This window comes from Pseudonocardia kunmingensis, from assembly GCF_006716445.1.
In the GTDB taxonomy this organism is placed as follows: domain Bacteria; phylum Actinomycetota; class Actinomycetes; order Mycobacteriales; family Pseudonocardiaceae; genus Pseudonocardia; species Pseudonocardia kunmingensis.
In genome coordinates, this window is record NZ_VFPA01000002.1 from 833,787 (window position 1) to 859,446 (window position 25,660).

Genomic DNA, 25,660 nt, shown 5'->3' on the forward strand with positions numbered 1-25,660 from the left:
TCGCAGGGTGTGGATGGGCCCCGTCCGGCCGCCGGATACTCGTGGGATGGACGGACCTGGCCCCCTCGGCGACTTCCTGCAGGCCCGGCGGGCGCGGCTGCGGCCCGACGACGTCGGCCTGCGCGACATCGGGTCCCGCCGTCGCGTGGCCGGGCTGCGTCGCGAGGAGCTCGCCCAGCTGGCGGGCGTGAGCGTCTCCTACTACACACGGCTCGAGCAGGGCCTGTCGCGCGGTGCGTCGGCCGAGGTGCTCGAGGCGATCGCCCGTGCCCTGCTGCTGGACGAGCACGAGCGCGCGCATCTCGAGCGGCTCGCCGACGCGTCCCGGCGCTCACCCCGGGTGCGCCGTCCGCGGCCGGAGCGGCTCTCCGGCGAGACGCGGGACCTGCTGCGCGCCGTCGACGGCGTCCCCGCGCTCGTCCTGGGGCAGCGCACCGACGTCCTGGCGTGGAACCCGCTGGGGCACGCCCTGCTGGCCGGGCACCTGGACCCGCGGTCCCCGGACGACCCGGCAGGCCGGCCGAACATGAGCCGGCTGCTGTTCCTGGACCCGCACTGCCGGGAGCTCTACGGGGATGACTGGAGGCGGAAGGTGCGCGCGGTCGTCGGCAACCTGCGGATCGCCGTGGGCCGCCACCCGGACGACCCGCTGATCGCGGAGCTGATCGGCGAGCTGACGATGAAGAGTCCCGAGTTCGTCGCGCTGTGGCGTGACCACCGGGTGGCACCGTGCGACGCCGCCTCGTACGAGCTGCACCACCCCGTCGTGGGGGTGGTGGCGGTGACCCAGCAGACGCTGGCGATCGCCCGCTCGCCGGGGCAGTCGCTGATCGTGTGCACGACACCCGCCGGGTCCCCGTCCGAGCAGGCGCTCGTGCTGCTGCGGCAGGCGGGCCGCACGCGGCCGGCGCCGGTGCCCGCGTCCTGGTGAGGCGGCCCGGCCCGGATCAGCCCGGCCCGGGTCGCGGCCGCCCCAGCGCGGCGTAGGTGAGGTCGGTCAGGTAGTCGTTCAGCGCCAGCGCGGCGTCGACCGCCGCCGCCGCGTCGCCGTGGGCGACGGCGCGCAGGATCCGGGCGTGCCGCTCGGCGGCGATCCGCAGGTGCTCGGCGACGTCGGGCAGGTGGGCGAACCAGAACCGGCGGGACAGCGCCTGCAGCGGCGCCATGGCGAGCTGCAGGTACTCGTTGTGGGCCGCCTCGACGATCGCGGCGTGGGACGCTTTGAGGAGCGCACCGAATGCTCGGACGTCGGTCCCGCTGAACGCGTCGAGCTCCGCGGCCAGCGCCAGCATCTGCTCCTTCTGGCGGGTCTGCGCCCGGAAGGTGGCGAACCGGACCGCCATCTCCTCCAACCCCCGGCGCAGCTCGAGCAGCCGGAAGTGCGCTTCCACCGACACCGGTGCGACGAAGACCCCGCGGTGCGGGTGGATCTCGACCATGCGTTCCCGCGCGAGCCGCTGCAGCGCCTCGCGCACCGGTGTGCGGCCGAAGCCCGTCCGCGCCATGAGCTGCGACTCCGACACGGCCTCGCCCGGAGCGAGGTCCTGGAACGTGATCATCTCCTCGAGCAGGGCGTACACCTGGTCGGTCTTGTTGCTCAGCTGCTCCGCCACGTAGTCCCCTCCCCGCTCGCGCCCGCCCATCCTGGCAGACCGCCTCTGGACCGCTGCCACATCTCCCATGTATAACCGATATATGAGCGATCGACGGACGCCCGAGTTCGCCGGATGGCGCCTGGGGGAGGCGGCGGGAGACGCCGCCGAGCTCCCGGTGCTGGCCGACGTCGATGTCGTCGTGGTCGGTGGGGGAGCGGCCGGCGTGGCAGCCGCGACCGTCGCCGCGGAGGGCGGCCTGTCGGTCGTGCTGATCGAGAAGTACGGCTTCTGCGGCGGTGCGGCCGTGGCCGGGATGTCCGGGACCATTTGCGGTCTGTACCTGTCCACCGCGGATCGCGGCGGTCCCGAACAGGTCGTGCGCGGTTTCACCGAGCGCTTCCGCGCCGCGCTGGCGGATCGGGCGGGCGTCACCGGCCCGCAGCGGTACGGGCGCACGTGGACGGTGGCGCACGACCCGCTCGTCTGGCGCGAGGTGGCCGACGACCTGCTCGAGTCGGCCGGGGTGCGGGTGCTGCTCCACACCGCCGTCACGGGCGTGCTGGTCGAGCAGGGCGAGCACCGCGGGGTCGTCGTCGAGTCGGGCGCCGGCCGGGCGGTGGTCCGCGCGGCACGCACGATCGACGCCTCCGGCGACGCCGCCGTCGTCGCGCGGGCCGGGCACGGCACGGTCTTCGGCGACGACGGGGTGATCCAGAACCCGACGATGTTCTTCCGGCTCGGCAACGTCGACCTGGCCGCCTTCGACGCCGCGTGGGGCGAGGACACGATCTGCGCGCCGTGGGTGACCGAGGCGATCGAGCGGGTCCGGGCCGACGGCGCCGACCTGCCGCGGTCGAAGATCTGGGTCTTCCGCACCACACGGGCCGGGGAGCTGCTGGTCAATGCCACGCGGTTGGTCGGGCGGGACGGCCGGATGCTCAACGTCATCGATCCGGAGGACTTCACCGAGGCGGAGGTCCTCGGCCGTCGCCAGGTCCGCGAGTACGCCCGGTTCCTGCGCAGCGAGGTGCCCGGGTGCGCGGCCGCGTTCGTGGTGGACACCGGCGTCGAGGCGGGCATCCGGCAGACCCGCAGCATCCTCGCCGCCGCGACCCTGACCAACGACGACGTCGTCTCCTGCCGCAAGCGCCCCGACGGCGTCGTCCGCTCACCGTGGCCGATCGAGCTGCACGCAGGCGACCGGCCGAAGCTGCACTGGCTGCTCGAGGACTTCTACGAGGTCCCGTACCTCGCGCTGGTGCCGAGGGTCGGGGAGAACGTGATCGTCGCCGGCCGGTGCCTCGGCGCCGAGCACGAGGCGCTCGCCTCCGCGCGCGTGACCGCGCAATGCTTCGAGTACGGGCACGCCGCCGCCGCGGCGACGCTGCTCTCGATCCGCAAGGGCACCCCCTATCGCGCCGTCGACGGCGCCGAGGTGCGTGCCGCGATGCGCGCCGCCGGCAGCGAACTCTGACCGACCAGCCGTACCTCACCGGAGGCACCCATGCCCGACCTGCCCCACCTGCCCGACGCCGACCGTCCCCGCCCGGACGGCCTGCGCAGCGAGTTCACCCCCGGCACCACCCGCTGGGCGGTGCGCCGCGCGCAGTGGACCGCGATGGGGTACTCCCCGGAGGACCAGGGCCGGCCCAAGATCGCTGTCGTCAACACCTCGTCGAAGCTCGCGGTGTGCTTCTCCCACCTCGACGGCGTCGCCGACGTCGTGTCCGAGGCGATCTGGGAGGCGGGCGGGCTGCCGCTGGAGATCCGCACGGTGGCGCCCAGCGACTTCGTGACCAGTGCCGGGCGCAAGGCGCGTTACCTCATGCCGACCCGCGACCTGATCGTCAACGACATCGAGGCCGCGGTCGAGGGTGCGGTGCTCGACGGCATGGTCTGCCTCTCCTCCTGCGACAAGACCACCCCTGCGCACCTGATGGCGTCGGCGCGGCTTGACATCCCGTCGATCCTCGTCATCGGCGGGTACCAGCAGGCCGGTACGCGGGGCGGCTGCTCCGTGGACATCGACACGGTCTACGAGTCCGTCGGCGCCGTGCGCTCCGGCGCGATGACGGTCGAGGAGCTGGGCGAGGTCGCGGACTCCGCCATCGTCGGCCCCGGTGTCTGCGCCGGCCTGGCCACCGCGAACACCATGCACGTGCTCGCGGAGTCGCTCGGCATGACGCTGCCCGGATCGGCGCCGATCCGGGCGAACTCGGAGCGGATGCGCGCGCTGGCCGCCGAGTCCGGCCGCCGGATCCTCGGCATGGTGTCCGAAGGCCTCACCGCGCGGAAGGTCCTCACCGCGGCCGCGATCGAGAACGCGGTGCAGGTCGCGCTGGCACTGGGCGGCTCCGTGAACTGCGTGCGGCACCTGGCCGCGGTCGCTGCCGAGGCCGACCTCGACCTCGACGTCGTCGGGCTGTTCGAGCGCCTCGGTGCCGACGCGGTGCAGCTCGCGGCGATCCGCCCCAACGGCACCGACCAGGTCTGGGATCTCGAGCGCGTCGGCGGCGCGCAGGCCGTCATGCGCGCGCTGCTGCCGCGGATCCACGGCGACGCCCTCACCGTCACCGGCCGCACGGTCGCCGAGCTCGCCGGGCAGGCCCCCGAGCCCGACGGCGAGGTCCTGCACCTGCTCACCGATCCGGTCCGGCCCGAGCCCGGTCTGCTCATCCTGCGCGGCTCGCTGGCACCCGACGGTGCGGTGGTCAAGGTCGCCGGGGCCGGGAACGCCCGGCGCCGCTTCACCGGGCGGGCCGAGGTCTTCGCGGGTGAGGACGCCGCCATCGACGCCCTCGGCGAGGGGCGCATCCGCCCCGGCGCGGTGATCGTGCTGCGCGGCATGGGGCCGAGGGGCGGCCCCGGCACGGTCTTCGCGGCGAGCTTCGTCGCGGCGCTCAACGGCGCCGGTCTCGGCGGCCAGGTGGCCGTGGTGACCGACGGAGAGCTGTCCGGGCTCAACCACGGCCTCGTCGTCGGACAGGTCATGCCCGAGGCCGCCGACGGCGGCCCGCTCGCCGGGGTCGAGACCGGCGACGTCGTCACGATCGATCTCGACGCCCGCACCCTCGACGCCGACCCCGTCCGCGACGGCGCCCCGGTCACCTCGGGGTTGCCGGGCCAGGAGCGGGGCTGGCTCGGCCAGTACGCGGCCCTCGTCGGGCCCGTCCAGCAGGGCGCCGTGCTGCGCAGGCCCGCGCCCACCACGTGACCGCTCGATCCACTGCTCCAGCGCGACCCGCCGATCGAAGGAGATGGCCCGTGTCCGCACCCCCCGTCCCACCGCACCGCCAGTCGAAGCGGGCGTCGCTCGCGGCGCTCATCGGCACCGTTCTCGAGTGGTACGACTTCATCGTCTACGGCACGGCCGCCGCGATCATCTTGAACACGTTGTTCTTCCCCTCCGACGATCCGCTGGTCGGGACGTTGGCGGCGTTCGCGACCTACGCCGTGGGGTTCCTGGCCCGCCCGCTCGGCGGGCTCGTGCTCGGTCGGCTGGGGGACCGGGTCGGGCGCAGGAGCGTCCTGGTCCTGACCCTGTTCCTGATGGGCGCGGCGACCACCGCGATCGGGCTGCTGCCCACCTACGAGCAGGTCGGGGTGCTGGCGCCGATCCTGCTGGTGCTGCTGCGCCTGGTGCAGGGCTTCGGCGCCGGCGGTGAGTACGCGGGCGCCGTCGTCCTCTCCGTCGAGCACGCCGACCCCCGGCGCCGAGGGCTCGCCGGGTCGGCGGCGCCACTGGGCTTCGCGGTCGCCACCCTGCTCGGCAACGGCGTGTTCTTCCTGTTCCTGCTGCTCCCGCCGGAGCAGTTCGCCTCGTGGGGCTGGCGGGTGCCGTTCCTGCTCGGCGCGGTGTGCGTGCTCGTCGGGTACGTGATCCGGCGGCGGGTCGAGGAGCCGCCCGCCTTCACGCAGGCGAAGGCCGAGGGCGTGGCCGGCGCTCCGGCGCCCGGCGGCGTGTTCGCGGCGATCCGCAGGCACCCGCGCAGCTTCCTCATCGTGATCGGCTCCCGGATGGGGGAGAACGGGTTCGCGTACCTGCTGCCGGTGTTCGGCGTCGCCTACGTCTCGACGACCCTCGGGCTCGGCCGCGCGGTCGCGCTCTGGGCGGTGATGGCCGCCTCCGCCGTGCAGGTCCTCGCGATCCCGCTGTGCGGGCTGCTGTCCGACCACGTCGGCCGCAAGCCGGTCTACGCCGCCGGCACGCTGGCCTCGCTGCTGTGGCTGGTGCCGTTCTTCCTGCTCACCGACACCGGCGTCACCGCATGGGTGGTGCTCGCGTTCGTCGTCGGGCTGGGGATCTGCTATCCGGCGATGCTCGCCCCGCAGGCGGCCTGGTACGCGGAGCTGTTCGACACCGAGTTCCGGCTCTCCGGATTCGCCTTCTCCCGGGAGCTCGGCTCCCTGCTCGCCGGTGGGCTCGCGCCCTTCGTGGCCACCGCGCTCTACGCCTGGTCGGGCCACTGGTGGCCCATCCTGGTGTTCATGGCGGTCCTCGCCGTCCTGACCCTGGTCGCGCTCGCACTCGGCCCGGAAACCGTTCGGCGGGACCTCGACGGTGCGGCCCAGCGGGAGGACCGGGGTGCGCTGACCCGTGCGGTGAACCACAGCGCTCCCTGAACCGCAGCGCTCCCTGAACCGCAGCGCTCCCAACCCTCCGTCCCGCCGACCACAGGCGAAGGCGCCTTCCGTGAGTCGTCCCCCGTCCGGCGCGACCAGCCCCACCAAGCTGCGCAAGGTCATCGCCGCCTCCATGGCGGGCACCGTCGCCGAGTGGTACGAGTTCCTCCTCTACTCGGCCGCGTCCGCGCTCGTCTTCGGCGCGCTGTTCTTCCCCGACACCGACAACCCCCTCGACGGGGTCATCAACGCGCTGCTCATCTACGCGGTCGGGTTCGTCGCCCGCCCGCTCGGCGGCATGGTGTTCGGCTACTTCGGCGACCGGTACGGGCGCAAGAAGCTCCGTCCCGATCGCGGTCTACCTGCTGGTCGCCGCCGTCATCTCGACGGTCGCGGTGTCCTTCGCCCGGGAGACGAAAGGAATCTCCCTGGAGAGCATCGACCTCGCCGACGCCGCCCGCGAACCGGCCGGCGTCCCGGCCCGCTGACCCCCGGATAGGAGACCGGTCGTGCTCTCGGGCGTTTCCGTCGTCAGCTTCACCCATTTCCTGCAGGGCCCCTCGGCCACGCAGATCCTCGCCGACCTCGGCGCCGACGTGGTCAAGGTCGAGCCGACGGGCGGTGCGTTCGGCCAGCACACCCGCGACATCCTCGCCGGACTCGACCTCACACCCGAGCAGATCGACACGCTGGTGGAGCGGGGTGTCGTGCGTGGCTGAGGACGCGGCGGTCCGCGCCGAGCGCCACAATGCCGTCGAGCTGCTGGTGCTGGACCGGCCCCGCAAGCTCAACGCGTTCGACCTGCCGATGCTCACCGAGCTCGACGCGCACCTCGCACACGTGGTTGCCGACCGGGAGGTCAAGGCCGTAGTTCTCACCGGAGGGCTGCGCGCATTTTCCGCAGGCGCCGACATCCGCGGCTACGTCGACGCCTCCGCCGTGCAACTGCGCAGGATCGCCGAGGCCGCGGGGGCGGTCTGTCGCCGACTCGCGGAGCTGCCGGTGCCGACGGTGGCCGCAGTGCACGGGCTCGCCCTCGGTGGTGGGTTCGAGGTCGTCCTGGCCTGCGATCTGGTCGTCGCCGCGGAAGACGCCCAGCTCGGCCTGCCCGAGACCGAGCTGGGCCTGATCCCCGGCTGGGGCGGGACGCAGCGCCTCACCCGGCTGCTCGGCGTCCACCGGGCGCTCGAGCTGATCCTCACCGCGGGCCGGCTCGACGCGGCCGAGGCGCACCGGATCGGCGTGGTCAACCGGGTCAGGCCGGTCGACGACGTCGTGCCCGATGCGTTGGCCTGGGCCGAGGAGCTCGCCTCGCGGGCACCGCATGCTCTGGCAGCGGCGAAGACCGCCGTGCGCGCTGCCGCGGCAGGTGCGGGGGAACAGGGTTTCGTGCGGGAGCGGGAGCTGCTGCTCGGTCTCCACCCGACAGCCGATGGGGTGGAGGGGTGCGCGCCTTCGTGGGGAAGCGGAAGGCGGTGTTCGGCGGGCGGTAGCGGATCCGGTGTCCTGGCCACAACGCCTCGGCACGGCCATCTGGAGTGCTGCACCCATCACGATTCGAGTCGGGACCCCAGGTCGCGGGCCATCCAGCCGGGCGTGTCGAAGCGCACGGGCGGTGCTCCGACCAGCGATGTCAGGTGGGTCTCGAACGTCTCGAACGCGCTGGCGCCGACCGATCCAGGACTTCCCGAAGTTCGCCACCCTGCACTTCCCGACAGCGCAGTAAGCGTGGGCACGGCGCCCGGCATGTGGTTCTCGCACACTCCGGTGTCGCTGGAGTGGGCTTCTAGAGAGATTGCTCTACGGGAGCGGGCAAACGTGCACCGCGGCGAGCCGTCACCTGGACCTCGTACCTCAGCCGGGGGTCGACGAGCGACGCGCAGAATGCTGTGCCGGCAGGACGGCTGGGCAGCACATCCTTCATGACCTTCCCGATCACCGGCAGGTCGGCGGGGTCAGTCATGATCATGACGTACTGGACGACCTCGTGCAGATCACTACCGACGTCCCGCAGCGCGGTCGCAATGTTCGTCCAGGTCTGGCGCACCTGGCTGGCGATGTCGTCGGAGACGCTCATGGTCCTGTAGTCGAAGCCGGTCGTCCCCGAAACGAAGATCCACTCGTTGTCGTACACGGCCCTGGAGTAGGGGGCCGCCTGCTCGAACGACGAACCGGTGCTGTAGGTCTGCCAGGTCATGTCACTCCTCGCTCATGATGATGTCGGCCGCCCGTTCAGCGATCATGAGAACGGGCAGGTAGGTGTTCCCGCTGGGCAACGAGGGCATGACCGAGGCGTCGACGACGCGAAGCCCTTCGACGCCCTTGACCTCCAGATCTGGGTTGACCACTGCGTCGGCACCGTGGCCCATCCGGCAGGTGCCCACCGGGTGGTACTCGCAGTCGGCCATTGCCAGCACGTACTCGGTGAGCTCGGCATCAGTCGACATCGACGGTATCGGGGCGAAGCGCTCGGCCCCAATTTCGCGCGCCATGGCGTCCCCGATCACGGCCGCCGCTCGCAGCCCTTCGACGAGGGTTCGTACGTCGTGCGATCGGGTGAGGTATTCGAATGTGAATGCGGGTGAACGGGTAGGGTCGGCCGATGCGAGGCGCAGATCGCCGCGGCTCGTCGGCCGGTTCATGTCCACGAGCACCATGAACCCGATTGGATCCGCGGCGAACGCCGGGTTGAGCTGGGTCAGCGGAGCCAGGTTGAGTTGTACGTCGGGGTCCGTGCACCACTCGTCGACCCCGGTGTGCAGGTATCCGCCTGCCTCGAAGTAGTTCGAGGTGGCGCCGACGGGGATGGCCTCGGGGACCCGGTAGCCGAGGTCGATGCGCGGATGGTCCTGCAGGTTCCGGCCCACGCCCGGAAGATCAACGACAACGGCGATCTCCACATCGCGGAGGTGGTCCGCCGGGCCGATCCCGCTGAGCATCAGCAGCTGAGGGGAGTGGAACGCGCCGCCGCAGAGGATCACCTCTCGATCAGCCCGGATCCGTGCGGGGTGTCCGTCCGCATCGACGTACTCGACCGCCACTGCCCTGCCCCCGCCGACGACGACACGGGTGGCGGTCGACGAGGTGTACACGGCCAGTCCTGGCCGTTCGAGGGCAGGATGCAGATAGCTCGTGGCGGCGGAGGCGCGGCGTCCGTCGGCCTTCGTCGCGTCGTTGAACCCGATGCCGAGTTGCCGCTGCCCGTTGAAATCCGTGTTGTGCTCGTGACCGAGGGTCAGGGCGGATTCGACGAACGCCTCCGCCCATGGATGCGGGGAGTCGGGAGCCGTCACGGGGACGGGCCCCGATCCTCCGTGCAACGACGTGTCACCCAGCCGGTGCCGCTCCAGGCGTCGAAACGCAGGAAGCACGTCGGCGAATCCCCAGCCCACGGCGCCCTCCGCGACCCACCGATCGTAGTCGCCGGGCGCGCCGCGCATCGCGATCATCGCATTGATGGAGCTGGAGCCACCGACCACACGTCCGCGGGGATGGAACACGGTTCGCCCGCCCAGTGCTCGCTCTGCCGTGGTCGAGAGGTTCCAGTCGACCTCGGATCCGAACAGCGCCGGGAAAGCAGGCGGCTGCGCGATCTCGGGTCGTGCGTCCCACGGCCCGGCCTCCAGGAGAGCCACGGTGACATCTGGCCGCTCGGTCAGTCGGGAAGCGAGCACGCACCCTGCCGTGCCGCCGCCCACGATCACGAAATCCGCCGATTCCGGCACGCGATCCTCGATTCCTGAGAAGGTGGACCGAACGTACCTGGCAGGAATCCGGACGCGCGAATAGAAGATTCTCGCGATCGCATAGCCAGACAGCTATCAGGGCGTGGACTCGTCTCTCGCCAGACCTGCGCGGATGGTCGTGAGCAGCGCCCGTTGGGGCAGCGTCAGGCTCTCCTGGCCACGGTGGACGACGAAGACGGGCAGGCGCAGCCGTGCATCGATGAGCGGGACTTCCCGCAGTTGGCCGGTCCGCAGCGCTTCGCGGACCGCGCAGCGGAACATCAGCGCCACGCCGAGCCCCGCGCGCACGGCGGAGATCATCGCTTCTGGGTGCCCCATCTCGATGACGACTCGGCGGTGCAGCACCCCCCAGGCGGCGAGCTGCGCGTTCTCCATCCGCCGCATGATCAGCCCGTCGGGCGACGAGACGAACGGGACGTCCGCCAGATCGGCGATCGCAATGCGGTCGCGCGCGAACGGCGCGCCCGGCGCCGCCACGACCACCATCTCCTCCCACGCCACCCGGAGGCTCACCACGCCGCGCTCGCTACCGACCTCGTCGGTCAGCAGGACTCCGAAGTCGCACCGGCCCTGCTCCACGGCCTGCAGGACGTGGTCGGGCTGATCGATCTGGAGGCGGACCTTGACGGCCGGGTGGGTCGCCGCGAACTGGCAGATCACGTCGGGCAGCAGGTAGCTCCCCACGGCGGGGCCGGCCCACACCTCGACCGCACCCGCGACCCCGCCGGTGAGCATCGCGATGTCCCGCTGCAGGACCTCGCCACGACGGTGCAGGTCGCACGCCCACGCGTGGACGACGTGCCCGACTTCTGTCAGCTCCAGCCCTCGACCGGTGCGCTGGAAGAGTTTTGCGCCCACCCGGTCCTCGAGCGACCTGATGTGCGCGCTGACCACCGGCTGGCTGACGTACAGGTGGGCAGCAGCGCGTCCCACGCCGCCCAGCTCGACCGTCAGCCGGAAGACGTCCAGCTTGTGCAGCGAGATGCGGCTGTCCACCATGGCTTTCCCGTCTTCTGCCAGCGCCTATAGCCGAACGATTATGGCGTGCGCGTCAAGGACTCTTGGACACCGCGCGACAGCGGTTCTTATCGTCCCGCCATGGTCGCACCGCGTTGGCTCGGAGTCATCGGTGGCATGACGTGGCGAGCGAGCGCTGAGTACTACCGCATCGCGAATGAACTGGTCGCCGTGCAGTCGGGTGCTCCGCACAGCGCGTACGTGACGATGGTGTCGCCGGACTTCGCCCCGCTGGTGCGTGCCCTCGCCGCCGGCAGGCCCGACGACGTCGCCGCGGTGCTCGTCGACGCCGCCCGGCGGCTCGCGGTGACCGACCCCGCAGTGGTCGTGCTCGCGGCGAACACCGCCCACCTGTGGTTCGACCAGGTGCGCGCCGAGGTGCGCTGCCCGGTGGTGCACGTCGCCGAGGGTGTCCATCGGGCGGCCGCCGAAGCCGGTGTCACCCGGCTCGGGATCCTCGGGACCACGGCGACGGCGCGGGCGCAGGTCTACCGGCACGGGATCGGCTCGCGCACGGAGATCGTCCATCCGCAGGTCGACGCGCAGGAGGCGCTGCACCGCCTCATCACCGTTGACCTCGCCGCACGCGGCCCGTGCCCCGAGGACGCGGCCCTGCTCGCGACCGTCGCGGCCGATCTGGTCGCCGCGGGCGCGGAGGCCGTCGTTCTGGGCTGCACGGAGTTCTCCGGGATGCGGCTCCCGCTCGATGTTCCCGTCTTCGACAGCACAGCACTGCACGTGCGCGCAGCACTGGACCGGCCCACGTGCGACGAACCTGATTCCGTCGGCACGTGGCCGTGAGAGAGGACTCCGCTATGGGTGTTGCTTTCCGTTCTCCGTCCGGTCGCGCGCTGAGAGGCGCGTGCGTCGGCAGCTTCGTCGAGTGGTTCGACTTCGGCATCTACGCCTACCTCGCACCGATCATCGCGGCGAACTTCTTCCCCGCCGCCGAACCGACCGCGGGCCTGCTCGGTGCGTTCGCCCTCTTCGCGGTCGCCTTCCTGAGTAGGCCACTGGGCGGCATCGTCCTCGGGCACTACGGAGACCGGATCGGCCGCCGCGCGGTCCTCGCGTTCTCGGTGATCACCATGGCGGGAGCCACCGCCGCCATCGGTCTTCTGCCCACGTTCGCGGCCGCAGGAGTCGTCGCACCGCTGCTTCTCCTGCTGTGCAGGCTGCTGCAGGGGTTCTCGGCGGGCGGGGAGTACATGGGCGCCGCCTCGTTCGCCATCGAGCACGCCCCTGCAGGGCGCCACGGCCGGTACGCGGGCGTCCTGGGCGCGAGCGTGATCGTCGGCTTCGTGGTCGCCGCCCTGTTCATCACCGCGCTCACCGCCCTGGTCGGCAACGCAGGGATGGCCGCGTGGGGTTGGCGGATCCCGTTCCTCATCGCGCTCCCGCTCGGGCTGATCGGGTTGTACCTGCGCAGCAGGGTCTCTGAGACCCCGGAGTTCCGGGCCCTGCAGGCGGCGACGGCGGTCGTGCGGACGCCGATCCGGGAAGCGTTCCGCACGGAGCGGGGCGCGATGGTGCGGCTCGTCGGACTGTCGCTGCCGTTCGTCGTGGGCATCTACCTGCTGCTCACCTACACGCCGACCTACCTCGGCAGGCTGGGCGTGCCGGTCGGCACGGCCCTGCTGAGCAACGCGGCCGTCCTCGTGCCGGTAGCGGTCGGGATGGTCGCCGCGGGGATCGTCAGCGACCGGCACGGGAAGTGGCCGGTCATGGTCGCCGGGACCGCGTGCTTCCTCGTGCTCCCGCCGCTGGCGTTCCTCGTGATGGGCGCGGGCGGTGTGGGCGCCGCGGTCGCCGGGCAGTTGCTGCTCGCGGTACCGGTGGCGATCACGGGTGGGGTCTACTTCGTCGTCCTCGTCGAGGCGTTCCCGGTACGTCTGAGGTTCAGCGCGGGCTCCATAGCGTACGGCTTCGCCCAGGCCGTGTTCGGCGGGACAGCGCCCTTCGTCGCGACCCTGCTGGTGGCGCGGACCGGTAGCGACCTCGCTCCCGCGTGGTACGTCACGCTGCTCGCCGTGGTGGCGCTGCCGGTCGCGCTCACCGCACTGCGGACGCGCCCGGCGGTGCTCCCTCGCTGAGGCGGGCCGCAAACGCCGTCGACGGCGTCGCGCTCCCGGTCCGGTGGGCAGCCGGCCTCGTCGACCGCGAGAACTGTGCCGACGCGGCCCCGTGCGGGGCGGACCAGCGTCGAGCGGCGCAGGGGTCGGGCGGCGCTGTCGAGGGCCCGTCGGCGCCCGGGAGCCGGGTGATCCGGGATGAGACAGCGGGCGGAGTAGGTCTCCAGCCCGTCCGCCGCCGGTCATGACGCGCCCGAGGTTCACCGCCTCGCGGATCACGGCTGTGTGGCCGACGCTCGCGCTGGTAGCTGTTCAGAGCGGGTTCCGGGAGCTCGCCGTGGAGGACGACCGCCGGGCTGGGTGGCGTGTTCATTTGCTGTGATCCTGGGTTCTGGGAAAGTCTGCACCGAGCTCCCGGCGACCGAACATCGGGCGCTGAGCTCCCCATCCCGGCCGGGCCTGTTCGGCCGATCAGAACGGCTGAGGATCCCGCCAGCGGATCCGTCTGCGGGTCGTGAAGAGTACGAGTCCGAGCAGGCCTGCCAGCACCCCGACCAGGACCGGATCAGACCCTGCGGACAGCCGTTCCGGCCCGGGCTCGCTGCCGAGCCAGCCTGGGAACGGGCCGCCGGGGAAGAGCTGCCAGTGCGCCCAGTTGAAGCCCGCGTGGAAGCCGATCGGTAGCCACAGCGCGCCGCTCGCCACCCGCAGCGCCACGAACGCGACACCGAGGAGTAGCGGGACGATGAGCCATCGCTGCACCGCGGCGAGCGGGTTGATCATCAGGTGGGGCAGCGTGAACAGCAGACCAGAGATCGCGGCAGCGGCCCACAGCGGAAGCCGCGCCCCTGCGGCCGCCAGCACGTAGCCGCGGTACTGCACCTCCTCGACGACCCCTGTCGCGAGCGCCAGGCCCAGAGCGCCGACAGCGAGGATCGGCAGCAGCCAGACTGGGCCGCCGGTCACCACCGGCCAGCCGTCGGTGACAGTGAGCGGGCGGGGGTTGACCACGTGGGTGCCGGTGACGACGACGTATCCGGCCCACACGTGAGCGGCGAGGGCGAGGCCTACTGTGAACGTCCCTGCGCCTGTGCCGGTGAGCACGTGCACGACGGCACGGCGGGCTCCGGCTCCCGTAAGGCCGATGTCGCGCCATGGCGCCCGCTCGCACCGCACCCGGAACCACCACGTGAGGGCCACGACGACCGGTCCGGCCACCGCGAGGTAGAGCCAGCCGGTGACCTGCACCGGCAGCCCGGCCACAGGGATGACCAGCAGCTGGATACCTATAGTCGTAGCGGTCGTCACCAGGAGGTATGCCGCGATGCGCGCGGCGGTCCGCGCGTGTCCCGGCAGGCCGTTACCAATCATCGGTGCACGGCGCCGCGGCCGTTCGGGAATCCGCGGATCGCCTGTCCACACCGACAGACTAGGCGCGCACCCGTACTGACATCGTGAAGGTTACTGGGCCTCGCCGATTCGGGAAGCGTCCCCCGAGCTCATCAGGCCTCGGGGGTCGTCCCGATCGAGGGTGCGAGCATGAGATCGCCGCCAGTTCGTGTGGGACCGTCGGGGTCCAGCCCCGGACAGGGGTGCGATATCGGCACGTCCGCGAGAACGTGCGCAAGTCCAGGACGCCGTGGAGCCGCCGGCCTACAACTCGAATTACGTTTGCAGGCAGCATGCGTGCAGTTGACGATGACCATCGGTTTCGTCTCCCGCAACCGCCCGTAACCCGAACGAGCTTCGCCATCATCTACTTCGCCGCAGGAGCGGGTTGAGTCGGCTGGGTGCTCGTTGCTGATCTGCAACTCCAACGGGGACAGCGCGGCCGAGCCTGCCTACCTGCAGCGGGGAGCTGCTGGCCGCAGTCGAAGCGGTGGTGGGCCCGCCGCGTGATGGGAAACGTGCCACCGCCGTGCGGGTGCTCGCCCGATCGCACCTCGCCGACCAGCTGCTCCCCTTCCTTCACACCGTTGGGCCGTGGTCGGCGGGGTGGCGCCACATCGGTTGCAGTGCTGGACCGTCGGGCAGTCGGATCGGGTCGCCGAGATCGGTGAAGCCGAACCGTTCGTAGAGCTTCCGGTTGAGGGGTGAGCTGGCCTCGAGGCAGGCCGGCATGCCGCCGTCGTCCACGCGCTGCAGGTGGTCGCGAAGCATCAGGCCGCCGATGCCCTGACTACGCCGGTCCGGGTCGACCACGATGTTCAGGAGGTACCAGTACGCATCCGCCCGTGGTCGCCAACGGCTGGTGAGCTCCATGAGCAGCTTCATCCTGTGCGCATGTTCACCGTAGGCCTGGTCGATGAACTCCGTGCCGTCCGCGCTGTTCGAGATCAGCCCTTCGCCGGTGTGCCGGGAAGGGTCGTTCCTCTCCCAGAGCGAGATCCCGACCACTGTGCCGGACGGGTCCGCGGCGATCACCAGGCCGCCCGACTCGGAGATGCCGTGCAGGTAGGCCTCCATCATCGGCGACCCGCTGCCGGTGGTGAACCGCCGCCGGGCGTCCTCGTCACGGATCACCCAGCTCAGGACGGGATCGTTCAGGTTGGCTCGGGCATACGCCTCGGCCACCGCCGGAAGTTCGGTCGGAGCCGGACGGCGGACCGTGATCTGGTGGTTCATCGGGAACGCTCCTTCGGTTTTGCCGCCGATGCGACTCATGATGTCGTTGCCGTGGCGGCCGATCCCGTGCGGTGTGCCGGCGCGGTGGAGACGATCCTGGCGACGGCCAGCGGCGCGATGATGCCGGTGCCGAGCGTCACGACGGCGTAGCAGGCCATGACGACGCCCGGTGGGCTGTCCACGTCGGACGTGCTCACCGGTGCGAACCCGACCGCAGCGACGAGCAGCCCGGCACCTGCGAGCATGGCCTGCTGCCCGGCCTGCCCGACTGTTCGCTGCCATCACCGTGAACCGATCAGACCGTGTGTCACCTCCACGACCTGGTCGACTGGGATCGCGAAGCCGATGCCGATGTTGCCCGGGGGTCCTCCGATCGTCGCGATAGCGGTGTTCATCCCGACGACGCTGCCTGTCATATCCACCAGTGGACCACCCGAGTTGCCCGGGTTGATGGAGGCGTCGGTCTGCACTGCGCGCTGTGGTCGCCCGCGGGAGCCGAACTCGGCCGCCCGGTCCACTGCACTCACGATGCCGGCCGTCACGGAGCCGGCGAGGCCGAGCGGTGACCCCACGGCCATTACTGTGTCGCCGACGCGCAGGTCTGCCGAATGCGCGAGTGGCAGCGGAGGCGGAGTCGGGCCGCTGATCCGTAGCACTGCGATGTCGTTGTCCGCGTCGGCGCCGACGGTGCGCGCGGACATCTGCCGTCCGTCCGACAGCGTCAGCCGGACGTCGCGAGCACCGCTGACCACGTGCGCGTTCGTGACGACGTGACCGAGATCATCGAGCACGAACCCGGAACCTGTTCCGGTGTCGCCGGCCCTGCGCACCTCCACTGAGACGACGCTGGGAAGTACTGCTGCCGCGACGTCCGCGATGCCGCCGGCGAGCGGCAGGGCGGGCGCCGGGTCCGCGGCGCGAGGAAGTGCTGCGGCCGGTCGTGCTCCGTACCCCGGGCTCCCGGTGATCGCAGGGTTGGCAAGGCCCGTGGTCACCGCGCCGCCAAGGGCGCCGGCGAGTAGCGCCGCGACGAGGACGCCTGGACCGCGGCGGGGCGGCGGGCCCTGCCGCGGCCGGGAAGGAGGCGGATCGAGGGGCCCGGGGCCCGTGGCGGGAGGGAGGAGGAAATCGGGACCGGTGTGCGTCATGTGCATCACTCCTCAGGGCAGCCGGGCGAACCATGCGAGCGATCCCGCGGCAGCGGCGAGCGCCGCGAGCAGCGCTCCAGCGAGCACTGCGCTGGTCACCTCACGCTCCTCAGCGCGGTAGCCGATCGAGGAGCCGATGTCGGTGTAGACCTCCTGCAGTTCCTCGCCGGTTTCGGCCTGGTAGGCCTGGCCGCCGCTGTCAGCGGCGAGCGCGGCGAGGGCCGGTATGTCCGCCGGGACCGGCATCGTCGACCCGCCGACGGTCGCCGTGCCCTCCGGTGTGCCGAACGCGATGGTCGATACCGGGGTGGCGGCCGCGGCGGCCGCGGCCGCCGCGGCCGAGATCGGGCTGCCGGTGGTGTTGGCCCCGTCGGAGAGCAGCACGATTCGCGCCGGGGGTGGGTCCGTCGCGGCCTGATCGTCCAGCGCGCGAATGCCATCGAGGGCGGTCAGCACGGCATCGCCGATCGCGGTGCCAGAGCCCATCGTGACCCCGTCGAAGGCCGCGTGCACCGCGGCGTGATCGACGGTCGGTGGGACGGTGAGGGCGGTGCTGCCGGAGAACAGCACGAGCCCTACGTTGAACGTGTCGGGCAGCTCGTCGACGAACGTGCGTGCCGCGGCCACCGCTGCGTTCGACCGAGTGGGCGCCACATCCTCTGCGCCCATGGAGGCGGAGACGTCGACGGCCACGATCACTGTCGCCCGTTCGCGTGGTACCTGCACTTCCACGACCGGGCGGGACAGCGCGAGCACCATCCCGGCCACCGTCACCAGGAACGCGACGGCCGGAACGTGTCGCCGCCACCCCGGACCGCGTGGCAGGACCCGCTCCAGGAGCGGGAGCGCGGCGAACCGCACCGCGTACCGCCCACGGCGCCGCTGCACGACCACGTAGGCCACGACCAGGGCGGCGACGGCAGCCAGCAGCGCCAACCAGCCCGGCGCCAGGAACCTCATCGGAACGCCTGCACGCGTCGACGTGCCGTGCGTCGCCGTGCGGCGAGGAAGCGGGCGATGTCGCCCACCCAGTCTCCGTCGGTGCGCAGCACCACGTGGTCCGCGCCGGCTGCGCGCAGGGCCATTGCGGTAACAGCCCGATGATCGGCAACGGCGCGGGCGTAACGCTCCTGCAGCCGCCGGTCGCTCGTCGCCACCTCTGCGGTACGGCCCGACTCGGGATCCACGAGCCGCAGCAGCCCGACGTCGGGCAGCGCAGCCTCCCGCGGATCGGTGACCTGCACTGCGATGACCTCGTGCCGGACGGCGAGCCGGCGCAGCGGTGGCACCCAACTGAGGTTCTCGTCGGGGGTGCGGGGCAGGAAGTCGGACACCACGACCCGCAACCCGGTCCGGCGGTGCTCGCGCAGCAGCCGTTCCAGGCCGGCGGCGAGGTCGAGCCCGCCGTGGCCGGGCGGGGTACGGGGCGCGGCCAGCAGCGCCCGCAGCAGCACACGGGCGGCGCGCCGGCCCGGGTGTGGCGGGAACGTTCGCGGTTCCACCCCGCCCAGCAGGTGCGCGCCGAGGCGGTTGCCGGGGCGGTCGGTGAGCGCGTGCACCGCCGACACCACCGCGACGGCGAGGTCGCGCTTCTCCATCCCGGCGGTGCCGAAGTCCATGCTCGCCGAGCCGTCCACCAGCACCCAGGTCTCCAGCTCCGGCTCCGCCACGCTGGTACGCACGTGCGCCTCCGCGCTGCGCGCCGTGACGTGCCAGTCGATGCGCCGGGCGTCGTCCTGACCAGGGCTGTAGATGCGTACATCGGCGAGCTCCCCGCCGAGCCCGGGCCGCCGTCCCGCATGCTCGGCGAGCAGGAGCCCGTCGAGGCGCCGGTAGATCGCCAGGTCGAACACCCGCAGGGCACGCTCTCCGGCCGCGATGTCGGGCTCGCCCCGCTGATTGGTGCTACGCCGGGTCATGCTGCGTCTGCCCCGGTCTCGCCCTCGCCCTCCTGGGCCGGCGCCACCCGCGGGGGCCGCACGGCGGCGAGGATGTGCGCCACCAGGGACCGCGGGTCCACCTGATCGGCCAAGGCGTCGTATCCCAGCACGAGGCGATGGGAGAGCACGTCGGGCGCGGCATCGGCGATATCGCCGGGCAGCACGTAGCTGCGTCCGCGCAGCAGCGCGAGCGCTCGCGCTGCGGCCACCAGGCCGAGCGTTGCCCGTGGGCTCACCCCGAACTCCAGCGCCGCCGCCACGTCCGGCAGCCCGTACGCGGCTGGATCCCGAGTGGCCAGCACCAGGCGCACGGCGTACTCGGCGTTGGCGTGGTGGACGAAGACGTGGTCGGCGGCGCGCTGCAGCGCGAGCACCCGGTCGGGGTCGAGCACCGCACCCGCGATCGGTGGGTCCACACTCATTCGGGAGAGGATGGTGAGTTCCTCGACGCCGGACGGGTAGCCCAAGTCGATCTTGAGCAGGAATCGGTCGCGTTGAGCCTCGGGTAGCTCGTACACCCCGTCGGACTCGATCGGGTTCTGGGTGGCGAGCACCAGGAACGGGGAGGGCAGCGGGTAGCTGCGCCCGGCGAGCGTCACCTGTCGCTCGGCCATCGCCTCCAGCAGGGCGGACTGCACCTTCGCCGGAGCGCGGTTGATCTCGTCAGCGAGTACGACGGTGGCGAACACCGGCCCGAGCTCGACGTCGAACGTCTCGGCCGACGGGCGCCAGATCCGGGTGCCGATGATGTCGCCCGGTACCAGGTCGGGTGTGAACTGCAGCCGGGAGAAGCTGCCGCCGGTCACGGTGGCGAGTGTGCGCACGGCGAGTGTCTTGGCGATCCCGGGCACGCCTTCGAGCAGGCAGTGGCCGCGGGCCAGCAGCGCCACGAGCATCCGCTCGACGGCGTGGTCCTGGCCCACCACCACCCGCTTGACCTCGAACAACGCCCGCTCGAGCAGCGCTGTGGCCCCGAGCTCGGAATCGGGCCCGACGTCGGGGCTCGTGTAGTTCACCGGCCCCTTCACAGCTGGTCGGCGGGGCCCACGGCGGTGCCGTCGGAGCCCTGTTCCCACGGGCAGTCCCCGGGGGCGGGGTTCTGGATCGGGCGCAGCGTCCCAGGGCCGGCCTGCTCAACGACCGCGCCCTCGGGCAGGGGGCCGCTCGGCCCGGCGGCCAGAGCGATTCCGCCCGTCACGAGGACACCGGTCGTGAGGACCCCGGTCAGGACGATCCGCATCGTGCGCGACATTGCTACCTCCGTCGATTTGGATGTGGCCGGCCGGCCCGACCTGCTCGAGGGGACAGCGGTGCGGGCCGGCCGGTGGAACCGGCGGCTGGGGCTACCGCCGGCGTGGCACCAGCAGACCAGGGCGGGGCGAAAACCCCGAGAAGGCGGATCGAAAGCCGACCGAAAGACCTTGCACCGGGCTGACGGCGCTGTCGCTACGTTCAAGTTCATGCGGTTTCTGGTGGTCGAGGACGCGCACGACCTGGCGAACGCGCTGAAGGTGGGGCTCGGCCGCGCGGGTTACGCCGTCGACGTCGCTCTCACCGGCGCCGACGCGTCGGCCAAGCTGGAACTGACCGCCTACGACCTGCTCGTGCTCGACATCAACCTGCCCGACGTGGATGGCTTCGACATCTGCCGCGGTGTGCGTGACGGCAGCATCGGCGGGCCAAGCGGTCGTGATCTACGGATCCTCATGCTCACCGCGCGCGGCGAGCTCACCGACCGCGTACGCGGGCTCGACGAGGGCGCCGACGACTACCTGGTGAAGCCGTTCGCGTTGGCCGAACTGCTGGCCAGGACGAGGGCGCTGCTGCGCCGCGACAACGGAGGGGGCACGGCGGTGCTCACCGTGGGCGCGCTGTCCCTCGACGACGGCCGCAGCACTGCCAGCCGCGGCGACCAGGACCTGTCGCTCACCCGCAAGGAATTCGCAGTGCTGCGATACCTGATGCACCGCCCCGGGCACGTGGTGTCGGCCGAGGAGCTGCTCGAGCACGTCTGGGACGAGAACACTGACCCGTTCACCCAGACTGTACGGGTCACGGTCGGGACGTTGCGCCGCAAGATCACCCGTGCCGGTGAGGAGCCTCCCTTGATCGAGACAGTGATCGGACGCGGCTACCGGCTCCGTGAGGTGTCGTGATGCGCATGCCGAGCTGGTCCCAGACGATCCGTTTCCGGCTGGCCGCCACGTCATCGCTGGTGCTGTTCACACTGGCGACGCTGGTGCTGGTCGCGGTCTACCTCACGGTGTCGCAGATCGTCGATGCCGCGCCGCTGAGCCCGGTCACGGTGCAGAAGGTGAAGGAAGTGAACGGGCGGCTGGAGCTGAAGGAGGGAGAGGAGTTCCAGGCTGCAGACCTCGCGAGCGTGCAGCAGGCGGTGAACTACCAGACCCTCCAGGTGCTGCATACCGCCTCCGTGGTCGTGCTCGGCGGGCTGCTCGTAGCGAGCTTCGCAGTTGGTTGGTGGCTCTCCGGGCGGGCATTGCGGCCGGTGCAACGGGTCACGGCGGCGGCCCGGGAGATCACCGCCACCGACCTGTCCCGGCGGATCGGCCTGGACGGACCGCGCGATGAGCTTCGGGACCTTGCCGACACCGTGGACGACATGCTGGCCCGGTTGGACCGGGCATTCGTTGCGCAGCGGCAGATGATCGACGACGCCTCACACGAGCTGCGCAACCCCCTGGCCATCATCCAGATCAACCTCGACGCCGTGCTCTCTCGCGACGACATCGACGCCGACGAGCGCAGGCAAGCGAGCGCGGTGACGGCGCGGGCCACCCGGCGGATGGGCAGTTTGATCGAGGACCTGCTCGCCGCCGCGCGGCGGGCTGCACCCGCCTTCACCGACACCGATGTGGACCTCACCGAGGTCGCCGGCGAGGCCGCCGAGGTGTTCGCCCTGCTCGCCGACACCGACGGACACCGGCTCGAGCGGCGCCTCGAGCCCTGCCTCGTCCTGATCGGCGACGCCGAGTCACTGCGCCGCGCCGCAGACAACCTCCTGTCCAACGCGCTGCGCGTCTCTCCGCCGGGAGCCGCGATCACGCTCGCCACCGGGCGTCGCGCGGGGTGGGCGTGGCTCGCAGTGCGCGACTACGGGCCCGGGATCGCAGCAGAGCACCAGGAGCGGGTCTTCGACCGCTTCTGGCGCGGCCCGGAAGGTACCCGCCGCCGCGACCGCGGCACAGGCCTCGGCCTCGCCATCGTCCGGCAGGTAGTGGAGAGCCACGGCGGCTCGATCGCGGTGCACAGCGCGCCCGAGGAGGGCTCCACGTTCGTGCTCTGGCTACCGCTACGCGCGGCGCCCGCCCGTGCCCGGGATCCGCGCCCGCCGACCGTCAACCCGCTCGGATCCGCGGAAGTTCAGGTCAGCGCCCGCACTGCCGGGCGGGAGCAGTGAGCCGCGATGTTGGTCCGGTCGCTGCGCGCATGCGGCGGTGGCCTACCTCGCCGCCCACCAGACCGCCGACGGCACGGTCACGATCAGCCACGTCGGTGCCGCGGGCCTACTTCCTCCCACCCGACCGGAGGCAGGACGGTGCGCAGCCGGCCACCGACCACTCGCGGGGCGGCGAAATCACCGACGGTGGGTCATGACCCGCTGGGCGGCGAGCGACTTCCGGCCCGACCCCACGATCACCACGCTCCGCCCTGGCCCGCCGGGCCTGCTGGTGCTGGTCACCGACGGCCTGCGGGGCTACCCGCCGACCCCGGATGCCCTGGCGGGGAAGCTTGTCCGCCGGCGCCTGCTCCGACCCGGCCGAGGCCGCCAGTCGGCTCGCGCAGACCGCCCGGGCGGCAGGCGGCCGTGACGACGTCACGGTTGCGGTGATGAGCGTGCCCGGTCACGCCCTCGGCCCGGGTGCCGGATGGCGCGAGCCGAGGAGCGGAAGCGGGGGTGGTGGGCCGGTTGCGCTCGCCGCGTTGTCCGCGCCGCTCGATGTGCTGTCGCACCGGATGCCGGACGAGCTCGCCGGTCACCTGGCGGCGGGCCGGTGGATGCCGACTGGTGGTACCGCCTGCAAGAGCACGAGCGGGTCTTCCACCTGCCGGGTGGCGCGGGCTACCCGCAGCACACCGGCGACCGCCAGGAGCTGCGCGCGATCCTGGACGACGAGTCGCCGGGTTCGACACCAGTGAAGATCATCTTTGCTTCGAGCTGGGCGAGCGCGTCTGGGCCAGGCGATGGTGGTGCTCCGGCAGAAAGGCGAGGTGCCGTTTTGGACTGCGGTCCTGGAGGCCAACTGGTGAGCTGAACGATCTCGCAGCCGCAGATCCTGCGGCGGACACGAACCCACGAGTCAGGGCATCGTCGTATCGCTGCCGAATGGAGTCTATTAGCCCAGAATCTCCCGTGGGTGATCACTTCAACTCGCTCACGTAGATGCGGCCGAAGCGCGGAATATTCACTCATTCGTTCGCGGGTTCTGTATGGAGCCACTCGATGTGCCACCGTGGCGGGGTGGGGGGCGGCCCGTCCAGCCCTCCGCGGCAGCCAATTGACATGCCGTCCTGACCAGTGCGCGAACCGCCGGATCTGCCGGTTGCTGCCAGGCGATCTCCAGGTTGACTGGCAGATCTCGGTCGAGCTGAACGCATGCGATTGTGCTCGGTAGGTGGCTCGACAACGAGCGCGGAAGGAGCATAAATCCATCGTTCTGCAAGTGGAAGCTCAGATTTCGTAAGCCAGGTAGCGGGTTCTCCCACAGCTCGAATGTCTCGCTAGCGCTGCCGACTGCGGCGAGGACGGCATCATAGTAGTGCGGTGCAAACTTGCGAGGAAAAAAGCGCATCTTTTCTCCGCGCAGGTCGCGGAAGGAGACAATGCGGTTACGGGCAAGGCGGTGATTGGCTTCTACTGCAACGGTAAATCGGTCATGCCGAAGTGTTAGACGGAGCCAGTTCGGCGGTGTGGGAACGTATCGGCCGACGACGACATCGAGTTCGCCGGCATCCAGGGCCGAGGTAATGTCCGCATCCCACTCCTCCCTGGCATGGATCTGAATTTCAGGATGCTCGTCCCTCATGGCTGCAAACAGTTTCGGCATTTCCTCGAAAGCGGCTGTCGCTGTGTAGCCGACGCGCACGACAGCGGCCTCGCCACGTCCGGCTCTGCGAGTGCTCTCCACTGTCCGGTCCGCCGCGGCCACGACTTCTCGTGCGGACGCGACGAACATCCGGCCCGCCTCAGTAGGCCGGGTGGGGCGACGCTCGAAGAGCTTCACGCCGAGCTGTCGCTCAAGATCACGGATCTGACGGCTCAGCGGTGGCTGCGTCATGTGCAACCGCTCCGCGGCGGCCTCAAAGCTGCCGGTGTCGGCGACCGCGATGACGTAACGCATGACCCGTAGGTCGATGGACATACCTGAAGGGTATCTCGCAGATCCCAACGGGTGTGGTTGGCGCCGTGGTTGCTCCGGCAGGCTGGTCGAGCCGGGGGGGCGGTCAGCCGGGCTGCACCGGGCCGTCCTGGGCGGGACGTCGAGTCGCCGCCGGTGCAGTTTGAATCCATCCCCCAGACTTATCGGTTCGGCTTCGAGGCTGTCATTGTTTCTCTCCGGAAGCCGACGGGACAGTGAGATCCGCTGGAACGACGATGGAAGGGTCAGGCGGATGCGCCACATGTCGCCGCTCCCGACCGCCACAAGATGCGCCGCGCCACGAAAAGCTCAAGCTGACCTGATCCATGCCCGTAGCTTCGCCTACCACCGCAGCAATCCGGGCCCACATGTATTCACGCGAGGAGAAGTAGATGATGAGCGATGGGCTTGGGTTCAGCAGGCGTCGGTTGCTGGAGGTGACCACGGTCGTCGGGGCGGGGGCGCTCGTCAGCGGTGCCTGTGCAGCCGGCAGTAGTCAACCGAATCCGGAACTGAGCACGGAACCAGCGGAGGGTGGCGATTCCGTCCTCGGCACCGAGGATGGTGTGGCCCTGCGTCGGGTCGTCTTCCGGGCGCCGGACGGGGTCGAGCTCGTCGGGCACTTGCGGGTGCCTGCCGAGGCCGGCGGTCCACTGCCGGCGGTGCTGTTGTCGAATGCGATGACGTCTGTGAAGGAGCAGTCGGTTCAGACCGGTTACGCCCACGGCCTCGCTCGAGCGGGCTTCGTGACTCTCACCTTCGACCAGCGGAGGTTCGGTGAGAGCGGTGGCGAGCCGCGTCAGCATGAGGACAACGAAGATCGTTTGAGCGATCTGCAGGTCGCTGTCAGCTACCTGACTGGGCTGACCGACCAGGTCCTGCCCGAGCGTATCGCCGCGTTCGGTGTGTCGATCGGGGGCGGCCTTGCGATGCGGCTGTGTGCGATCGATCCGCGGGTGCAGGCGTTCGTGGCGATTGCTGCGGGCCTCACCGATCCGCAGCGCATCCGGCAGCTGTTCACGCCGGATGCGTATGCGTCGGCGCTTGCCGCGCAGACGTCCGCCCTCGAGCGCTACCACCGCACTGGTGAGCTCGATTATCTTCCCATCGTGCGTGTCGAAGGTGTTCCCGCGGAGCAGCCGGTGTTGTTCGATAGCCCGATCGCGATCGAATATTATGGCTCTGCGCGCGGTGCAGTTCCGCAGTGGGAGAACCGGGCGACTGCGCTGTCGCTCCGGACAATTCTCGTTCGCGACACCCGCCATGCCGCGGATCTTGTAGGCCCTCGTGCCGGGATGCTGGCGGTCGGCACGGCGGACGTGTCGACCTTCCCTGAAGATCACCAAGCTGTGCACGACCGTCTCACCGGGCCGCGCCGGCTCCTCCTCGTGGAGGGTGCCACGCACAACGACCTCTACGACAACCCCCGATATGTTCAACAGGTCGTCGACGAAGCAGCAGCCTTCCTCCAGGCCAACTTCGCCTGACAGGCCGTTGCGGCATCTCGGTCAGC

At 71.0% G+C, this 25,660-nt stretch carries 24 protein-coding genes and 3 pseudogenes; 13 read left to right on the forward strand and 14 right to left on the reverse strand.

The genetic code is table 11. From position 1 onward, the window contains the following. The first annotated feature begins 46 nt into the window (after positions 1–46). Complete coding sequence (locus FB558_RS19760) at positions 47–931, forward strand: helix-turn-helix domain-containing protein (protein ID WP_142055584.1); 885 nt, start codon at positions 47–49, stop codon at positions 929–931. A gap of 16 nt (positions 932–947) precedes the next feature. Here the strand turns inward: FB558_RS19760 and FB558_RS19765 are convergent, their stop codons facing one another. Continuing rightward, positions 948–1,613: a GntR family transcriptional regulator gene (locus tag FB558_RS19765; RefSeq protein WP_246106620.1), complete on the reverse strand. Its 666-nt coding sequence runs from the start codon at positions 1,611–1,613 to the stop codon at positions 948–950. Positions 1,614–1,695: 82 nt separating this feature from the next. Between FB558_RS19765 and FB558_RS19770 the strand changes: the two genes are divergently transcribed. From FB558_RS19770 to FB558_RS43325, 6 genes and pseudogenes are all read left to right on the forward strand, one after another. Further along, a complete protein-coding gene (locus FB558_RS19770) occupies positions 1,696–3,069 on the forward strand; it encodes an FAD-dependent oxidoreductase (protein WP_142055588.1) in 1,374 nt (457 codons plus the stop codon). Positions 3,070–3,099: 30 nt separating this feature from the next. Beyond that, positions 3,100–4,809: a dihydroxy-acid dehydratase gene (gene ilvD, locus FB558_RS19775; protein ID WP_142055590.1), complete on the forward strand. Its 1,710-nt coding sequence runs from the start codon at positions 3,100–3,102 to the stop codon at positions 4,807–4,809. A 50-nt stretch (positions 4,810–4,859) separates the two neighbouring features. Further along, positions 4,860–6,218, forward strand: coding sequence for an MFS transporter (locus FB558_RS19780; RefSeq protein ID WP_142055592.1), 1,359 nt, complete (start codon positions 4,860–4,862; stop codon positions 6,216–6,218). Positions 6,219–6,351: 133 nt separating this feature from the next. Then, positions 6,352–6,561: pseudogene (locus FB558_RS44640) on the forward strand (MFS transporter); the annotation flags it as partial. 166 nt (positions 6,562–6,727) lie between these two features. Further along, positions 6,728–6,937: a CoA transferase gene (locus FB558_RS45535; RefSeq protein ID WP_342787418.1), complete on the forward strand. Its 210-nt coding sequence runs from the start codon at positions 6,728–6,730 to the stop codon at positions 6,935–6,937. Further along, a complete protein-coding gene (locus FB558_RS43325) occupies positions 6,930–8,144 on the forward strand; it encodes an enoyl-CoA hydratase/isomerase family protein (protein WP_281288664.1) in 1,215 nt (404 codons plus the stop codon). Before FB558_RS45535 ends, FB558_RS43325 begins: the two co-directional genes overlap by 8 nt. Here the strand turns inward: FB558_RS43325 and FB558_RS45745 are convergent. The 3 genes and pseudogenes from FB558_RS45745 to FB558_RS19815 all read right to left on the reverse strand — a co-directional run. Beyond that, positions 8,107–8,415 (reverse strand): annotated as a pseudogene (locus FB558_RS45745) (Rid family hydrolase); the annotation flags it as partial. The gene FB558_RS43325 and the pseudogene FB558_RS45745 sit on opposite strands and share 38 nt — an antisense overlap. Before the next feature lies 1 nt (position 8,416). Continuing rightward, on the reverse strand, positions 8,417–9,943 hold the full coding sequence (locus FB558_RS19810; RefSeq protein WP_142055598.1) for a GMC family oxidoreductase: 1,527 nt from the start codon (positions 9,941–9,943) through the stop codon (positions 8,417–8,419). A 96-nt stretch (positions 9,944–10,039) separates the two neighbouring features. After that, positions 10,040–10,963, reverse strand: a complete 924-nt coding sequence (locus FB558_RS19815; protein ID WP_142055600.1) for a LysR family transcriptional regulator — start codon at positions 10,961–10,963, stop codon at positions 10,040–10,042. Between the two features lie 45 nt (positions 10,964–11,008). Between FB558_RS19815 and FB558_RS19820 the strand changes: the two genes are divergently transcribed. Both FB558_RS19820 and FB558_RS19825 read left to right on the forward strand, forming a co-directional pair. Next, complete coding sequence (locus tag FB558_RS19820; protein ID WP_142055602.1) at positions 11,009–11,782, forward strand: aspartate/glutamate racemase family protein; 774 nt, start codon at positions 11,009–11,011, stop codon at positions 11,780–11,782. 14 nt (positions 11,783–11,796) lie between these two features. Further along, positions 11,797–13,074 (forward strand): MFS transporter, encoded by a 1,278-nt coding sequence (locus FB558_RS19825; RefSeq protein ID WP_142055604.1) that lies wholly within the window; start codon positions 11,797–11,799, stop codon positions 13,072–13,074. Positions 13,075–13,524: 450 nt separating this feature from the next. On the opposite strand, the gene FB558_RS19830 is transcribed toward FB558_RS19825, so the two are convergent. From FB558_RS19830 to FB558_RS19860, 9 genes and pseudogenes are all read right to left on the reverse strand, one after another. After that, entirely contained in the window at positions 13,525–14,424 is a 900-nt protein-coding gene (locus tag FB558_RS19830; protein ID WP_142055606.1) for a CPBP family intramembrane glutamic endopeptidase, read from the reverse strand. Positions 14,425–15,021: 597 nt separating this feature from the next. Then, positions 15,022–15,678, reverse strand: coding sequence for a GNAT family N-acetyltransferase (locus tag FB558_RS19835; protein ID WP_170231418.1), 657 nt, complete (start codon positions 15,676–15,678; stop codon positions 15,022–15,024). A gap of 35 nt (positions 15,679–15,713) precedes the next feature. Beyond that, positions 15,714–15,923, reverse strand: coding sequence for a hypothetical protein (locus FB558_RS43330; protein ID WP_170231419.1), 210 nt, complete (start codon positions 15,921–15,923; stop codon positions 15,714–15,716). Between the two features lie 36 nt (positions 15,924–15,959). After that, complete coding sequence (locus FB558_RS45230) at positions 15,960–16,832, reverse strand: S1C family serine protease (RefSeq protein WP_342787419.1); 873 nt, start codon at positions 16,830–16,832, stop codon at positions 15,960–15,962. Between the two features lie 6 nt (positions 16,833–16,838). Then, entirely contained in the window at positions 16,839–17,585 is a 747-nt protein-coding gene (locus FB558_RS19845) for a VWA domain-containing protein (RefSeq protein WP_246106621.1), read from the reverse strand. A 36-nt stretch (positions 17,586–17,621) separates the two neighbouring features. Continuing rightward, positions 17,622–17,786 (reverse strand): annotated as a pseudogene (locus FB558_RS45750) (BatA domain-containing protein); the annotation flags it as partial. Further along, positions 17,783–18,745 (reverse strand): DUF58 domain-containing protein, encoded by a 963-nt coding sequence (locus tag FB558_RS19850; protein ID WP_142055614.1) that lies wholly within the window; start codon positions 18,743–18,745, stop codon positions 17,783–17,785. The gene FB558_RS19850 and the pseudogene FB558_RS45750, both read right to left, overlap by 4 nt. Beyond that, positions 18,742–19,782 (reverse strand): AAA family ATPase, encoded by a 1,041-nt coding sequence (locus FB558_RS19855; RefSeq protein ID WP_246106622.1) that lies wholly within the window; start codon positions 19,780–19,782, stop codon positions 18,742–18,744. Before FB558_RS19855 ends, FB558_RS19850 begins: the two co-directional genes overlap by 4 nt. An 8-nt stretch (positions 19,783–19,790) precedes the next feature. Continuing rightward, positions 19,791–20,018 (reverse strand): hypothetical protein, encoded by a 228-nt coding sequence (locus FB558_RS19860; protein WP_142055616.1) that lies wholly within the window; start codon positions 20,016–20,018, stop codon positions 19,791–19,793. Positions 20,019–20,226: 208 nt separating this feature from the next. Here FB558_RS19860 and FB558_RS19865 point away from each other — a divergent pair, with 208 nt between their 5' ends. From FB558_RS19865 to FB558_RS19875, 3 genes are all read left to right on the forward strand, one after another. Continuing rightward, positions 20,227–20,922, forward strand: a complete 696-nt coding sequence (locus FB558_RS19865; RefSeq protein WP_142056579.1) for a response regulator transcription factor — start codon at positions 20,227–20,229, stop codon at positions 20,920–20,922. Between the two features lie 5 nt (positions 20,923–20,927). After that, on the forward strand, positions 20,928–22,187 hold the full coding sequence (locus FB558_RS19870; RefSeq protein WP_246106623.1) for a sensor histidine kinase: 1,260 nt from the start codon (positions 20,928–20,930) through the stop codon (positions 22,185–22,187). Between the two features lie 193 nt (positions 22,188–22,380). Beyond that, complete coding sequence (locus FB558_RS19875; protein WP_142055620.1) at positions 22,381–22,599, forward strand: hypothetical protein; 219 nt, start codon at positions 22,381–22,383, stop codon at positions 22,597–22,599. A gap of 594 nt (positions 22,600–23,193) precedes the next feature. Here FB558_RS19875 and FB558_RS19880 read toward each other — a convergent pair. Next, entirely contained in the window at positions 23,194–24,150 is a 957-nt protein-coding gene (locus FB558_RS19880; RefSeq protein ID WP_170231420.1) for a LysR family transcriptional regulator, read from the reverse strand. 389 nt (positions 24,151–24,539) lie between these two features. On the opposite strand from FB558_RS19880, the gene FB558_RS19885 reads away from it, so the two are divergent. After that, positions 24,540–25,634, forward strand: coding sequence for an alpha/beta hydrolase (locus FB558_RS19885; RefSeq protein WP_142055624.1), 1,095 nt, complete (start codon positions 24,540–24,542; stop codon positions 25,632–25,634). Positions 25,635–25,660: the final 26 nt, after the last annotated feature.

What these genes read in the sequence shown, in the direction of transcription:
- FB558_RS19815 (WP_142055600.1), bottom strand. Translation starts at nt 10,963, where the DNA reads ATGGTGGACAGCCGCATCTCGCTGCACAAGCTGGACGTCTTCCGGCTG.
- FB558_RS19875 (WP_142055620.1), top strand. Translation starts at nt 22,381, where the DNA reads ATGACCCGCTGGGCGGCGAGCGACTTCCGGCCCGACCCCACGATCACC.
- FB558_RS19770 (WP_142055588.1), top strand. Translation starts at nt 1,696, where the DNA reads ATGAGCGATCGACGGACGCCCGAGTTCGCCGGATGGCGCCTGGGGGAG.
- FB558_RS19880 (WP_170231420.1), bottom strand. Translation starts at nt 24,150, where the DNA reads ATGTCCATCGACCTACGGGTCATGCGTTACGTCATCGCGGTCGCCGAC.
- FB558_RS19850 (WP_142055614.1), bottom strand. Translation starts at nt 18,745, where the DNA reads ATGACCCGGCGTAGCACCAATCAGCGGGGCGAGCCCGACATCGCGGCC.
- ilvD (WP_142055590.1), top strand. Translation starts at nt 3,100, where the DNA reads ATGCCCGACCTGCCCCACCTGCCCGACGCCGACCGTCCCCGCCCGGAC.
- FB558_RS45230 (WP_342787419.1), bottom strand. Translation starts at nt 16,832, where the DNA reads ATGCACATGACGCACACCGGTCCCGATTTCCTCCTCCCTCCCGCCACG.
- FB558_RS19825 (WP_142055604.1), top strand. Translation starts at nt 11,797, where the DNA reads ATGGGTGTTGCTTTCCGTTCTCCGTCCGGTCGCGCGCTGAGAGGCGCG.
- FB558_RS19845 (WP_246106621.1), bottom strand. Translation starts at nt 17,585, where the DNA reads ATGGTGCTCGCGCTGTCCCGCCCGGTCGTGGAAGTGCAGGTACCACGC.
- FB558_RS43330 (WP_170231419.1), bottom strand. Translation starts at nt 15,923, where the DNA reads ATGCTCGCAGGTGCCGGGCTGCTCGTCGCTGCGGTCGGGTTCGCACCG.
- FB558_RS19760 (WP_142055584.1), top strand. Translation starts at nt 47, where the DNA reads ATGGACGGACCTGGCCCCCTCGGCGACTTCCTGCAGGCCCGGCGGGCG.
- FB558_RS19865 (WP_142056579.1), top strand. Translation starts at nt 20,227, where the DNA reads ATGCGGTTTCTGGTGGTCGAGGACGCGCACGACCTGGCGAACGCGCTG.
- FB558_RS19885 (WP_142055624.1), top strand. Translation starts at nt 24,540, where the DNA reads ATGATGAGCGATGGGCTTGGGTTCAGCAGGCGTCGGTTGCTGGAGGTG.
- FB558_RS19830 (WP_142055606.1), bottom strand. Translation starts at nt 14,424, where the DNA reads ATGATTGGTAACGGCCTGCCGGGACACGCGCGGACCGCCGCGCGCATC.
- FB558_RS19835 (WP_170231418.1), bottom strand. Translation starts at nt 15,678, where the DNA reads ATGAACCACCAGATCACGGTCCGCCGTCCGGCTCCGACCGAACTTCCG.
- FB558_RS19860 (WP_142055616.1), bottom strand. Translation starts at nt 20,018, where the DNA reads ATGTCGCGCACGATGCGGATCGTCCTGACCGGGGTCCTCACGACCGGT.
- FB558_RS19870 (WP_246106623.1), top strand. Translation starts at nt 20,928, where the DNA reads ATGCCGAGCTGGTCCCAGACGATCCGTTTCCGGCTGGCCGCCACGTCA.